The 14048-nt window shown below is 42.9% G+C and carries 10 protein-coding genes and 1 pseudogene; 8 read left to right on the top strand and 3 right to left on the bottom strand.

Annotation, left to right across the window (positions count from 1 at the left end):
• From A3842_RS26895 to A3842_RS26885, 3 genes are all read left to right on the top strand, one after another.
• Positions 1-1212, top strand: a 1212-nt coding sequence (locus A3842_RS26895; RefSeq protein WP_218618701.1) for an AAA family ATPase, incomplete at its 5' end; no start/stop codon positions are given.
• Positions 1205-1828 (top strand): RloB family protein, encoded by a 624-nt coding sequence (locus A3842_RS26890; RefSeq protein ID WP_074103338.1) that lies wholly within the window; start codon positions 1205-1207, stop codon positions 1826-1828. The genes A3842_RS26895 and A3842_RS26890, both read left to right, overlap by 8 nt.
• A 329-nt stretch (positions 1829-2157) precedes the next feature.
• Positions 2158-3120: an amidohydrolase family protein gene (locus tag A3842_RS26885; RefSeq protein WP_218618700.1), complete on the top strand. Its 963-nt coding sequence runs from the start codon at positions 2158-2160 to the stop codon at positions 3118-3120.
• Between the two features lie 97 nt (positions 3121-3217).
• On the opposite strand, the gene A3842_RS26880 is transcribed toward A3842_RS26885, so the two are convergent.
• The gene (locus A3842_RS26880; protein WP_074088738.1) at positions 3218-3652 is read right to left on the bottom strand and encodes a type II toxin-antitoxin system death-on-curing family toxin; all 435 of its coding nucleotides are present in this window, start codon (positions 3650-3652) and stop codon (positions 3218-3220) included.
• Complete coding sequence (locus tag A3842_RS26875; RefSeq protein ID WP_074088739.1) at positions 3649-3912, bottom strand: AbrB/MazE/SpoVT family DNA-binding domain-containing protein; 264 nt, start codon at positions 3910-3912, stop codon at positions 3649-3651. The genes A3842_RS26880 and A3842_RS26875 overlap by 4 nt, the downstream gene beginning before the upstream one ends.
• Positions 3913-4478: 566 nt before the next feature.
• Here A3842_RS26875 and A3842_RS26870 point away from each other — a divergent pair.
• From A3842_RS26870 to A3842_RS26855, 4 genes and pseudogenes are all read left to right on the top strand, one after another.
• The gene (locus A3842_RS26870; RefSeq protein ID WP_074103337.1) at positions 4479-4979 is read left to right on the top strand and encodes a GyrI-like domain-containing protein; all 501 of its coding nucleotides are present in this window, start codon (positions 4479-4481) and stop codon (positions 4977-4979) included.
• A gap of 14 nt (positions 4980-4993) precedes the next feature.
• Positions 4994-5851 carry an AraC family transcriptional regulator gene (locus A3842_RS26865; RefSeq protein ID WP_074088741.1) on the top strand — a complete coding sequence of 286 codons (858 nt, stop codon included), beginning with the start codon at positions 4994-4996 and terminating at the stop codon, positions 5849-5851.
• Between the two features lie 231 nt (positions 5852-6082).
• Positions 6083-6902: pseudogene (locus A3842_RS26860) on the top strand (Rpn family recombination-promoting nuclease/putative transposase).
• Positions 6903-7573: 671 nt separating this feature from the next.
• Positions 7574-8137 carry an RBBP9/YdeN family alpha/beta hydrolase gene (locus tag A3842_RS26855; RefSeq protein WP_074103336.1) on the top strand — a complete coding sequence of 188 codons (564 nt, stop codon included), beginning with the start codon at positions 7574-7576 and terminating at the stop codon, positions 8135-8137.
• Positions 8138-8351: 214 nt separating this feature from the next.
• On the opposite strand, the gene A3842_RS26850 is transcribed toward A3842_RS26855, so the two are convergent.
• Positions 8352-10733, bottom strand: coding sequence for a glycoside hydrolase family 94 protein (locus tag A3842_RS26850; protein WP_074103335.1), 2382 nt, complete (start codon positions 10731-10733; stop codon positions 8352-8354).
• A 389-nt stretch (positions 10734-11122) separates the two neighbouring features.
• Between A3842_RS26850 and A3842_RS26840 the strand changes: the two genes are divergently transcribed.
• Positions 11123-13711 carry a fibronectin type III domain-containing protein gene (locus tag A3842_RS26840; protein WP_083609747.1) on the top strand — a complete coding sequence of 863 codons (2589 nt, stop codon included), beginning with the start codon at positions 11123-11125 and terminating at the stop codon, positions 13709-13711.
• The last annotated feature ends 337 nt before the right edge of the window (positions 13712-14048 follow it).

Raw genomic sequence — 14048 nt, 5'->3', positions numbered from 1 at the left:
TTTAAGAAGAGAGCAATGTTTAGTTTGATCCCAGCAAAAGATAAGTCTAAACAAAATGTATTAGAGAACTATTTCGAATATGCTTCTAATAAAATATTGTTAAGGTCAGCAGTAATCTACGGTGCTAATGCATCAGGGAAGACCAATACATTAATGGCACTTTCTTATATGAAATTCATGGTCACTAGAAGCCATACTTTTCAAAAAGACGAAGGGATAGACACTGATCCTTTTCTGCTAGATCCTATAACAACTAATAAACCTTCAATATTTGATATTCAATTCTATACAAATGGTGTTCGGTATGCGTATGGATTTAAATTAGATAGGCATAAAGTTATAGAGGAATATTTATATTATTGGCCAAACGATAGACAACGTGTCATCTTTGAAAGAGTAAATGTCAATGAATATAAATTTGTAACAAATAAAGCTAAACAAAATACAATAAAAGAGTTAACTGCCGACAATATTCTTTATTTCTCAAATGCATTTAAATTGAACTTAGAATTAGTCGCGGATGCCTACAAATGGTTTAATAATACTTTAAAATATAATAACAATGAACGTGGTGAAGATGTTCTTAAGTTACTTAATGACGACAGGGATTTGTTGAAATTAACGATTCAGGCTTTAGAGATAGCTGATTTTGGTATAAAGGAAATTAAAATTAAGGAAGAAGAAATAGATAATGACATAATAAAACTCTTCCCTGATGAAGTTAAAGAAAAAATAAAAGGGCAGAAAATATATGAGGTTAGGGCTGTTCATAATGTATTGTTAGATGATGATAGTCCCTTTTCTGCAGAGATAGATTGGGTAGATGAGTCCAAAGGAACGAGGAAATTCTTAGGTATAATGGTTCCTATCCTTGTTGCTCTTCAGGAGGGGAATGTAATTTGCATAGATGAACTGGATGTAAGTATGCATCCTAAATTAACGGAGTATTTATTGAGCCTATTTCATGACAGTCATACTAACAAAAAAAATGCACAGCTTATTTTTACAACTCATGATACAAACTTGCTAAATCAGGGGTTGTTTAGAAGAGATCAGATATGGTTAACAGAAAAGGATTCAACTACAGGATGCTCAGATTTATACTCTTTAGTTGAGCTCAAAATTCGCAATGATGAGAATATTGAAAAAGGATATTTATCAGGTCGTTATGGAGCCCTGCCCTTCATAAAGGGAGGAGATCTAATTGGGTAGGGGGAAAGTCGGGAAAAATGTCAGACGTGTTGGTACACGTGAACCAAATAAAAGAATTTACATATTATGCGAAGGTCAGACAGAAGAAGCATATTTCAATAACTTTAAATCCAGAAGGGTTAATATCGATGTCAAAGTTGCAAAGGCAAAGCAAACTGATCCTATAAGTTTATTAGCAGAAGCAAATAGAATTATTAACGACAAACAATTAGATGTGAAAAGTGGGGTTGATGAAATTTGGTGCATTGTGGATTTAGATGTTGCCGTTGATAATGATTATGTAGTTCAATTATTAAGCCGAGCTAAAAAACATTGCACAAATATAGTCTATTCTAATCCTTGCTTTGAAGTATGGTTTCTATTGCATTATGAGAGACTAAATACAAATATAAGTATAAAAAAACTTATAAAGAAACTGGAAAAATATATTCCTAATTATAAAAAAGGAGAATGTATTTTTACTTATATCGGAGATCAGACAGATAATGCAATTCTTAATGCCGAGCGATTAGAGAAAATCAATGCAGAGAAGATAAAGATTCTTCAATACAAAGAATGTGATCCCCATACCGAAGTTTATAAATTAGTGAAAAAGTTGCAGTCTTTTAGGATATAAGTCATTAGACGGGGGGCTTCTCGGGTGACATCAAAACTGTAACTACACTCGTAGAAACTTATGTGCCGTTATCTTCGGACAGGGGTTCGACTCCCCTCGGCTCCATATGGAGTAAAGTAGAGGACACCTTAATGGGTGTCTTTTTTCATGTTTTTGGGAGTTATTCAAGGGTATGTGGTGGTTGCAGAGCCTTGGTAACACGGGGTGCTGACTTATCATGAGTATACCCCGGTGAATATCGCTCGACCGGCAAAATGCATTGACAGTGATTTTATGGTGTGGGAATATTGGCTATATATCATTCCAATATCTTGAAGGAGTTGGTAAGGTTGTCAGCTGATCTTGAGCCGTTCTCTATAAAACAAACTTTTATGGATAGCTTGATGAATGAGTCTCTAACGAATTTACAAGCCATCCCGAAAAGCGATTTGCATAACCACGCCGGGCGTGGAGGGACGATTCAATATATTGGCGAATGGGCTAACGTTAGAATTCAACCGCCTTCAGAACCTTTTCAATCATTGCTTGGAATGCAAAGCTGGTTTGTTGAACATGTGAAATGCCATTGTCCCGGTATACAAGGCTATTTGAAACGTATCGAAGCTTCCTTTGTTCAGGCGGCTGAAGATCACATAGAGAGATTGGTATTAAGCTTCGGAATAGACGAGATTGATACTTTGGGAGGAATGGAACTATTTTCGCAAATAATTGACGATCTTCATTGCGTTTTTGCTCCCAAAACACGGTTTCTACCGGAACTAGCCTTGGATCGGGCCTGCAATATCGATGAACTTTATGGACGGATCGATGAAATATTGGCTTTCCGCTGGTTCCGGTCTATAGATATCTGCGGTGATGAATTTGCTCAGCCTATTGCATACTTCAAGTCCATCTACAGAGCCGCAAAATCTGCGGGTCTGGTTTTAAAAGCTCATGTGGGGGAATTCGGAACTGCTGATGATGTAAGGGAGGCCGTCGAAGAGTTAGGGCTCCAAGAGGTTCATCATGGGATCGCAGCAGCCCGCTCACCTCAGATTATGAGGTGGTTGTCCGATCACCATATTCAATTGAATGTCTGTCCAACAAGCAATATTATGCTTAGTGTGGTGGAGAATTACGGTAGCCATCCAATTCGAGAGCTTTATAATTTTGGAATCCCGGTGACGATTAATACGGATGATTTGCTGATTTTTAATCAAAGCGTATCTCAAGAGTACATGAATTTGTACAAATCCGGATTATTAACCGCGGAGGAGCTAAATGAAATCCGTCTGACAGGTCTTAAAGAGTAACAACTGGTTAAGAGATTTTAACTACACTCGTAGAAGCGTTATCTTCGGACAGGGTTCGGAATCCCGTCGGCTCCATATGGAGTATTAGAAAAGCGACCTATAATGGCCGCTTTTTTGTGTTTTTTCTTATAATTTCGTTAGGGACACAATGTGCTTGAATAATCTTAGCTAATACCTGGAGTTCATATTTATGGTTAACCATATCTACTGTGAAATCCTCTGCTTTTTTAACATCCATATTAAAGCGCAACTGATTGTAGCTTAGAAAAATAACGAGTGCTGTAAAAGCAGTGCGTTTATTTGCATTGTGAAAGGGATGGTTTTGACCTAGGGACTCAAACAAAGCGGCAGCTTTTTCAAATATGGTGGGGTAAGCGTCTTCTTCAAAAGCTGAAGATTGTGGGCGGAGGACTGCGGATTCGAGCAACCCCGGGTCTTTTACACCAATTTGTTCACCTGGACTGTAACGTTGAATCATTGCAAAGTTAATGGCTATGACTTCTTGAACGGATAAATAACGGGTTAGGGTCATCTGTCTTTGAGACCTTGTAATGTCTGATCGTATTTATTAATGACATCCGCCAAAGAATCCATGAAATCTTTACTAATCCCATTGGGAAGCGACACCTTTGTTGATTTTCTGATAATGATTTCTCCAGTAGACTGGTTTACGTCGATAAGAACGGTATCCCCTTGATCCAGCCCTATTTGTTTCAGAGCATCAGTCATTGTTATGCCTAAACTGTTCCCAAACTTTGTAACTTTTCGTTCCATTTCAACCACTCTTTTCATTAGAAATCCTCATTATTATCAAATTTAACTGTTATAACAATTATACATTGTGGAGTACTTAACGTAAATATGCTAAGCGCTAGTAAGCACATCCTGCATCGCCCATGTGACAGGGATAGGGGCTAACAAGTAGTGGGATACGCTGTCTGGTCTCCGCCTGGGGTCAGCAGAAGAAGATAATCAGGCTTACCCAACGTATAACCGGTTACGGGGCGATACTCGGGTGACATCAAATCTGTGCCTATACTCGTAGAAACTTATATGCCTTGATCTTCGGACAGGGGTTCGACTCCCCTCGGCTCCATATGGAGTAAAGTAGAAGACACCTTAACCGGTGTATTTTTTTGTCATATAGTCAAATTATTTGTTACTCAAGGAACTCAAATCTTTCTATGCAATTGCTAAATCAGTACTTATGTTGGGTGCAACAAAGCGTACTTGTGTAGATTGCCTCATTTCACAGCCGCATAACTTAACCCGTGCAGACGAATTGGGTAAGAAATATCAAAAAAGAGTCGGATCAAATAGATATACTTCGGTTATAAAACAAGAAAGGAGTCGATTTCGTGGTAAATGTGAGAATAGAAAGCAAATCAGAATTCAAAATTTATGGACGTAGAACGTGGGTAGAACAGGATAACGAAATGTTCGGTCAATTTTGGGAAAAATGCAGACAAGAGGGTTTGACGGAGTTGTTCCGAAATAGCCATAATAATCTTGAGGATACAGTTACGAATAGCTATTCCATAGGTGTTTCAAGGGTAGAAAATGACCCGGATAATAGAAGCTTTTGGTTTTATGTCGCTACGGAGAGTGATTATGCCCCAGAGGGCTGGGACTTGGAGGAGTATACGGTGCCTGCTTCGATGTGGGCAATCTTTGAAAATTACGGAGCAACCGTCGAAGCCCTAATTGAGGCTGAACTGTATGCATTTGGAGAATGGCTCCCTAATTCTTCATATGTTCATGCAAATGTACCAGAAATAGAAGCCTACCCGGCTCCTAAAATAAATAAAGGGAATTGTTATGAGTTCTGGCTGCCGATAAAAGAAAAATATGCTAAATAGAACTGGATGATGAGATGGATTATTACGATAAGGTTCAGAAAACAATTGATTTTATTGAACTACACCTAACAGAAGATTTAAGTCCGAATATTATTGCGGAGCAGACATTTTTTTCAATGACTCATTTTTATCGGATTTTTCGAGGCTTGGTTGGGGAATCGGTGAAGGAATATATTCGTAAACGGAGATTAAGTCAGAGTGCCATTGAATTGCTTGCCGGCGAGAAACGGATCATTGAGATTGCCATGGAGTATGGCTTTGAATCACAAGAAACCTATAGCCGTGCTTTTACGAAACAGTTCGGAATTACACCGGGCAGGTACAGAAGAGACAAGGATGTTATTGTTCTTTACGAAAAAGCAAATATAGACCAGTACTTAAACAAAAAACGAGCAAACCTGTCTTCTTTATCGGTTCATACAAAGGTTGTGTACAAAAAAGAATTTCAAGTTATGGGTCTCCAAGCGATGGTACTGCCAGGGCCTGGCATGATAACAGAACTGTGGACTGCTTTTAATGAAAGATGGCCAGAGATTGAATGCCTGTCCTTGTCGGAAGACCGTTTAGGAATATGCGAATATTATCCAGATATCACAGATGAAAATGAATTTTCCTATATCGCTTGCACGGAAGTTGTTCCATCTAAGCAAATTCCTTCAGGAATGATAAGTAGAAGGATTCCAAGCTCAAAGTATGCGGTCTTTTCACATCAAGATTCCATCCAGCACTTAAAAGACACATACCAGTTCATATACGGAGTTTGGTTACCTGAATCAGGCTATGAGTTAGCTGAACTGGATACCATTGAGTATTATGAATTCAAAGCCGGCCATTCCGACTGTGAGTTGGGAATATATATTCCAATCAAATAAATGAAAGCCGCACGGCACGTTTAAAGAGGAGTGTTTCGGGTGACATCAAGACTGTGAATACACTCGTAGAAGCTTATGTGCCGTTATCTTCGGACGGGGGTTCGGATCCCCTCGGCCCCATATGGAGTATCATTGAAGACACCTTTAGGGGTGTTTTTTTTCGTTATTAGTTATTCCCTCAAAGCTCAGTTTCCTTGAAAGATGATATAATAATAACGAATGGAGCTGATGCTGATGGAATTGTTGGATCCGCGTGTGGATTTTGTATTCAAACGGATATTTGGCAGCGAGAACAATAAGGATGTGCTGCTGGCGTTTCTTAACCGCATTTTCACAGAAGCTGGCGAGCCGCCGCTGACTGAGATCATTCTGATGAATCCTTATACGGATAAAGACGATCCGCTCGACAAACAATCCATCTTTGATGTTTATGCCAAGACTTCTGAAGGTAAAACTGATTGATATAGAGATGCAGCTGTTTAATAAGTACGACATAGAGAAAAGAACACTCTTTTATTGGAGCAAACGGTATGCGAGTCAACTCAGTGAGGGTGAGAAGTATCCAAAGTTGAAGAAATGCGTGACGATCAACATTTTGAATTATTCGTTCTTGAAGAATGAGCAATATCATAACGTATTTCATTTGCGGGAAGACCGGACAGGGTTATCCTTGATTGACGACATAGAGGTTCATTTCTTGGAGTTGCCGAAGCTGGATGAACGTAGTGTTCCGTCTGAAGGTGGATTGATTAATTGGCTGTTGTTTCTGAAAGGTGCGGATACATCACAATGGGAGGTGCTGAAGATGAATGAGCCAGGATTGGAGAAGGCAATGGATACCTTGCAATATTTGAGTCAGGATTCAGAGGCCAGACGGTTGTATGAATCCAGACAGAAGTATTTGCACGATGAGGCCTCCATGCTGGGAAGTGCTAAGTTGGCAGGTATAAAGGAAGTAGCGAAGAATATGCTTGACTTGAATCTGGACATAATGACCATTGTAAAGGCCACTGGATTAACAGAACAGGAGATCAATGCTTTGAGAAAGTAAAGAACGTGGGAGCATCCTATCAGCGGATGCTCCCTTTCTATTGCTCATAAGAGGCGGGGTTCGACTACTTACTAACTGCATCCGCCAAGAAGTATCTCGCCTAGAGGGCTTCTAGTGTGACATCAAAACTGTAACTACACTCGTAGAAACTTATGTGCCGTTATCTTCGGACGGGGGTTCGGATCCCCTCGGCCCCATATGGAGTATCAGTGAAGACACCTTAACCGGTGTCTTTTTTCGTTTTATCAGTTGTTTGGACTAGTCGTGGCGGTTATTAAGCTTACTATGATGTGGTTTTTGAGGCTTACGGTTAATAGATACAGTGGGTTTCACTGAGCCTATACGGAGACGGGAGGCTTTGGCCGTCACGTAAACAGTGATAATTACCTTCGGCGATGAGAATTGTGCCGATCTCAATCCCCTTCTCGGTAGCCGTTTCTTGTTCGATTATGGATACTTTATTTATTAGTTCGCCGACTGGGTTAAAGTTAAGTTGGGGGAGAGGCCACTTGTGTACATGTCATGAGCATCTACTCATGTAAAATATGAATTATTTCAATTTGCTTTACTGTATAATGACATTTATCTAAAACAAGAAGAATACAAGGTTTAGCAGAATCGAGAAGGATGCAATCATAATTTTATACGACTATTGTGGAGGTATGGTTATCATGAGTAGAAGTTTTCTTCTTTTGTATGGCGTCGGCGGCAGTGGACCCGATCATTGGCAAAGATGGTTACAGCAAGAGCTGGTGAAGCAAGGTGAACAAGTCTATTTTCCTGATTTTCCAGACAAGGATCAGCCCGATAAGGATATTTGGCTTGACTATTTATCTTCTGTTCTTGAAGAAATTCCGCAGGAGGAAGAAGTAATCGTTGTAGCTCACAGTTTAGCGTGCATTATGTGGTTTCACTATGCGACTTCACATCCGAAACGAAAAATTCAGCGAGCGATTCTGGTAGCACCGCCTTCGCCATTTTTGAAATATGAGCCTGTGATGACGTTTTTCCCTGTACCGGATAACTTGGCTGAGATTGCAACGGTGGCGGAAAAGGCGCTGTTTGTTTTATCCTCAACAGACCCTTATTGTTCGGTAGAAGATGTTTCTCAATATTTAGATTTAGGGGTCCCTTGCGTTATGTTGCCTAAAATGGGTCACATCAACGTAGAAGCGGGCTACGGTCCATGGCCGTGGATTCTCGATGTGTGTTTAAACCAGCAAGCTACACTATGAAAGAGTGGACGAACAAGGTCCTTAATGATCAGTGATTCTGATCAGGAGGTTAGCTCAACATTGCAAAAATTATGGTAAAAAACGAACTCATAAAGTCAGTGACCAAACTGATCCAATAATACAAACAGCGGCAACCCTGGACGCGAGAACAAAGTCCTGGACTGCCGCTGTTTTTTTAACTATAAGGGCACTTGTTTATCCTTATTAAAAGGTCTTACCCCATGATAACCCGTACGGTGTTTTCTGCCTGCATTTTGGTGAGAGGAATTAGGTTACCTTGAATTTGCTCACCGTTAATGACGATATGGGTAACTCCTTTTTGTACGCTGTTCTTGTTCTCCACCTGAATGTTCAGCTTCAATCCGCGGAATTCCCGCACCATGGAGAAGTCTGTCCAGTCGGAGGGCACGCACGGATTGATCCGAAGGCCATCGATCTGCGGTTGTACTCCCATGATGCCCTCCACTAGAGAGACCATCACGGTCGAGGCAGTTCCGGTGAGCCAGTGGACATGTGCCCGGCCTTGATAGGGGCTATCTTTAGACTCAACGAACTGACCATGCACGTAAGGCTCAAGTTTGCGGATTTCGGCTTTATCGTTCATGCTAGCTGGGCTGCAGTTCAAGAAATACTCGAACGCACGTTCACCGTTGCCGATCATCGTTTCCGCCAGAATGAGCCATCCCTGCGGCTGGCTAAAGATGCCGGCATTTTCTTTGGTTGACGGGTTGAAAAGGGCCATCAGTGCTACGGGCAAACCATATTTCCGGAATGGCGGATAGAATAGCATGGTGCCATAATCGGTACGCAGATTCTCGTACACTTTGTCCATGGAGAGCTTCGCCTGATCCGGGCGGGCGGCACCGCTTAGTACGGACCAGCTTTGCGGATTCAGCCAGATTTTTGCCTCATCGTTCTCCCAGGAGCCGATCGTATAGTTATCCTCTGTAAAGCCGCGGACAAATTGATCATTCTCCCAGGCATGCTTCTGAATGTTTTCATCGAGCTCATCGAGCAGGCACTGTGCCCACACTACGTCGTCAGGCTTGCTTTTATTTTGTGCGATTTCAATGAAAACTTTGAAGGCCATGTACAGTTGGAAGGCGACGAATAGTGACTCTCCCTTAGCTCCAAGGCGCAGACAATCGTTCCAGTCCGCATGAAGACCGACAGGCATACCGTGGGCACCCATTCGATCCAGGCTGAATTGAAGGGCTTGGCGCAGATGCTCGTAAACCGTGGCTTCGCCTTGGTCTGAATAGGGAATCACTTCATCCGTGAAGTCCCAGTTACCGCTTTCATTCAAATACTTGATGGTGGTCGGGAATAGCCATAAGGCATCGTCGGCACGATAATGAGGATGACCGGTCTCACGCACGTATTCCGGATCGTCGGGCGTGCCCTCATGTCCGGGGTTATGGTTAAATTTTACGAGCGGCAGACCGCCGCCGTTGGAGACCTGAGCCGAGATCATCAGCCGCAGACGCTCAAGTGCCATCTCATGATCAAGATGAATGATGCCTTGAATATCCTGCACGGTATCCCGATAGCCGAGTCCGTTACGCAGACCGGAGTATTGGAAGGAGGCCGCACGTGACCAGATGAAAGTGATGAAGCATTGATATGCATTCCAAGTGTTGATCATGTTGTTCAGATTGTCGCTTGGTGTCTGGACCTGGAAGCGGTTAAGCTTACTGTGCCAGAATGTCTTCAGCTCTTCGAGCTCCTTGTCAACAACGGACAAATCATTATAATGGCTAAGAATTTCGGACGCGCCTTTCTCGTCATACTGTCCGAGGAGATATACAATTTCCTTCTCTTCTCCTGGCTGCAAATCTACGTTGATCTGCAGGGCACCGCAGGCATTGGTGTTATAGTTCAGCGAATTGGCACATTGGCCCTTTTCCACGGAGGACGGATTGCTGTAACTGCGGTAATCGCCGAGAAATGTATCCCGGTCGCCATCGTAGGCGGTTACCTCCGCACCTGCAGCGCCGAAAAATCTCCAGCTTTGCTCCTCTGGTGTGTTTTCGTTGATCACTTGCAGAATCTTATTGTTGTTGTAATAGGTCCGTGAAATGAACAAAGTGTATTGAAGGTTCACGGTATCCTGTTCGTAATTGTTATCGTTGGTGAATTCGACAAATCCGAAGAGTGCCAGCTTCCGGGCCTTGGAGCCATCATTGCGGACCTTCATGCGCCATACTTCGTAGGATCTGTTCAGCGGCACGTAATATAATGATTCTGTATGAATGTTGTCATAATCCGAGACGATGTTCGTGTATCCGGTTCCATGATGGCACACAGATTTGTACTGTTCCAGATCCTTGCCCACCGGCTGCCAGGAGCCGGACCAATAATCCCCGTTCTCCAGATCTCTCACGTAAATGTAGCGTCCCGGTTCGTCCTTGGAGTTGAAGTGGTACCTTATATGCCGCCCGTTTGCTCCGGATTTTACAAAGCTATAGCCTCCTGCGTTGCCAGAAATGATGGCGCCGTATTCCGGCGATCCGAGGTAGTTCGCCCAAGGTGCAGGGGTATTCGGTTTTGTAATGAGATATTCTTTGTTCTTTTCATCAAAATAACCATATTGCATAACCATTCCTCCTATTAAAGTGGTTAACTGGCCCTTTGTAAACGCGCGTTCACAAATGGGTATAATATCCAATCCCAATTTTATTATAAGATAGTTTCAGTTAGTCTATAACCCCATATTTAAGAAAAAAACAACAAAATATTGAGTGTTTTTCTAGCTCAATACACCCTTCCACTTCAGATGAATATTGCTATCTCTCTTGCCTATGGTGCTATGGTGATCTACCAAACATTTTATTTTTTGATATACGTATTTTATAAGGATTTTATTGGGATTATCTGATAAAATCACTTTATGTCGAATTATGGAGAATCTTATGTAGGAGAGCAGGATGCCTCATAAAGAAGACCATTATCATTGAAAACTAGAAGGGTGAGTGAAAGAGGTATATGATTAAAAGAAGTATGGTTTTGTTATTGGCATTATTTATTCTGGTAGGAACGATTCCTGTGTATGCAGGCGCCAGCAGCACTAACTTAGCATTAAATAAAACAGCGACAGCCAGTAGTGTATGGGGTGGCTATGCTTATGCAAGCTATGCAGTTGACGGCAATTCAGGATCGGAATGGGGACCGGCAAATACGAGTACACCTCCTTGGCTTAAGGTTGACTTAGGTTCAGTAACACAATTTAATAAGTACGCTGTAGAAACATTGACTGGTCGGTACAATAGTGCGATCAAGCTTGAAATAAGCAATGATGATTTAACGTGGGCTGAAGTAGATACAGTGTCCGGAAATACGAATGTTAAGCTCTCTAGAACATTACCTCAACCTGTCAGTGCACGATATGTGAAGGTAACGATTACAGCATGGTCACTTTTCCCGGATATTACTGAGTTTGCATTGTACTCCGATATTCCGTCAGCGCCAACTGGATTAACGGCTACAGCAGGAGACAGCCAAGTGACGTTGAACTGGAGCGGCGTATCGAATGCAACGAGCTATGACGTCTATCAAGGATCTGCACCAGGTGTATATGACGTCACTCCGGTAGCCAATCTCACTGGAACAACTGCAACAATTGCAGGACTGACGAACGGGGAAACCTATTATTTTGCGGTTAAATCTAGTAAAAATGACGTCAATAGTGCTTACTCAAATGAAGTCAGTGCTATTCCGCAGATGCCAGCCCCGGCAGCACCGACAGGACTCACGGTGACAGCAGGTGATGGACAAGCGACATTAAACTGGAAAGGTGCTCAAGGAGCAGTCGATTATGCTCTGTACTCGCGAACTGCTGCGGATTCCTATGATCCTACCCCTGTAGCAACAGTGAGTGGTGCAACCTACACCTACACGGTAACAGGCCTGACCAACGGAACAACGTACAATTTCGTTGTCAAGGCAACCAATGCCGGAGGCTCAAGCGGTAGCTCAAATGAAGTCAGTGCTATTCCGCAGATGCCAGCCCCGGCAGCACCAACAGGACTTGCGGCGGCAGCCGGTGATGGACAAGCGACACTAAGCTGGAATGGTGCTCAAGGAGCAGCCGGCTACGCTCTGTACTCGCGAACTGCTGGGGATTCCTACGATCCTACCCCTGTAGCAACAGTGAGTGGTGCAACCTACACCTACACGGTAACAGGCCTGACGAACGGAACAACGTATATATTCGTTGTCAAGGCAAGCAACCCTGGAGGTTCAAGCGGTAGCTCAAATGAAGTCAGCGTAACGCCGCAAGTTCCAGTGCCAGGAGCACCTGTACTACTGCCTGTTACGGCGAGTAATTCGAAAGTAAGCCTTACTTGGAATTCAATTGACGGCTCCACAGGGTATAAAATTTACAAAAGTACGACTTCCGGGGCTTATGGAGCGGAAGAAGCTACGGTAAGCAGTTCAACATACAGCTATGATGTAACAGGGCTGGAGAATGGTACCCCTTACTATTTTGTTGTTAAGGCAACGAATCCGGGGGGAGACAGTGCTGCTTCCAATGAAGTGAGTGCAATACCTGTCACCGTTCCAGCATCTCCAACAAATGTGTCGGCAACAGCTGGCAATGGGCGAGCTACGATTAGCTTCGATATACCGTCAGTTAATGGAGGCAGTCCGATAACGAATTATGAAGTTATATCCTCGCCGGGAAATATCACGGCAGTGGGCACAGCAAGTCCGATTACGGTAGAGGGACTGACCAACGGAGTCACATATACCTTTACGGTGAAGGCGGTAAATGCTCTGGGTAGTGGTACAGCCTCTGCAGCTTCCAATGCTGTGGCGCTAGTCGTGCCACCCAGTGAACCAACACCAAAACCAACAGTAATACCGACACCAACACCGACACCAACAGTAACACCAACACCAACACCAGCTGATAATGCATTCAACAGCAGTATTATTGATGAAGTGGGCTTAGTTTCAGCTATCGGGTCTAAGGTAGCGGAGGCTATCAAAGCAGGTGTTAAGAATGATTTGGCTGATAGTAAAGGACACTGGGCCGAAAAGACAATAGAAACTTTCGTAAATCTTAATTTTATCCGCGGCTATGAGAACGGACAGTTTAAGCCTAATGGCAATATCACACGTGCGGAGTTCGCAATGCTTATCTCCCGGGTATTTGATATGAGCGCTACTACTGGCCATTCAGTTGCTGTGAGCGATATTAGCAGTCATTGGGCAAAAGAAGCGATTGAAGAGCTGGTTGGTGCAGGGGTTCTTAGTGGTTATGGAGACGGAACATTCCGGCCGAACCAAGCGATCAGCCGTGAAGAAATAGCTGTTCTTGTAACACGTATTGTAAACTTGAGTGATGTGAACAAAGATGATTCCAGGGGCGATTTTACGGATTTATCCAATGCAAGCTCCTATGCTGCCCAAGCCATTAAGGATATAGCTAAAGCGGGTATTGTCAATGGGATGAACGATGGTACCTTTAATCCTCATGGTAAGGCTACACGTGCGGAAGCAATAACGATTATTCTGAATACATTATCCCTTAATCCACAGATTAAGGATCTCTTAGATTCATTGAACTAACACTTATCGAAGGGCCGTGAATTGTGAGTTTGCTTATTCACGGTTCGGCTCCTATGATGTATGAGAAAAAGCGACCTTCATTGGTCGCTTTTTTGTATGGGTACGCCCAGCATGGGCAAAAGGCGTTATCCTCATTCAGTAGCAGGATTTAATTCAAGCGAGGAATTCATTCAACAAAACGGTGAAGTGAGATTTTAGAGTTACGCCCATAGTGAAATCGTTCTGCTAAAATAGGATCATATAAATCAAGTGAGGTTGATCGCAGATAACGGCCAAGTGGAGAGCCTGTTCCACTCACTATGTATAGTTGCTAAATCTCGAGCAGCCCAATTAAAAG

Origin of the sequence: Paenibacillus sp. P3E (genome assembly GCF_001909045.1) — a bacterium.
Taxonomy (GTDB): domain Bacteria; phylum Bacillota; class Bacilli; order Paenibacillales; family Paenibacillaceae; genus Paenibacillus_AQ; species Paenibacillus_AQ helianthi.
This window is presented reverse-complemented; position numbering and strand designations above follow the sequence as displayed.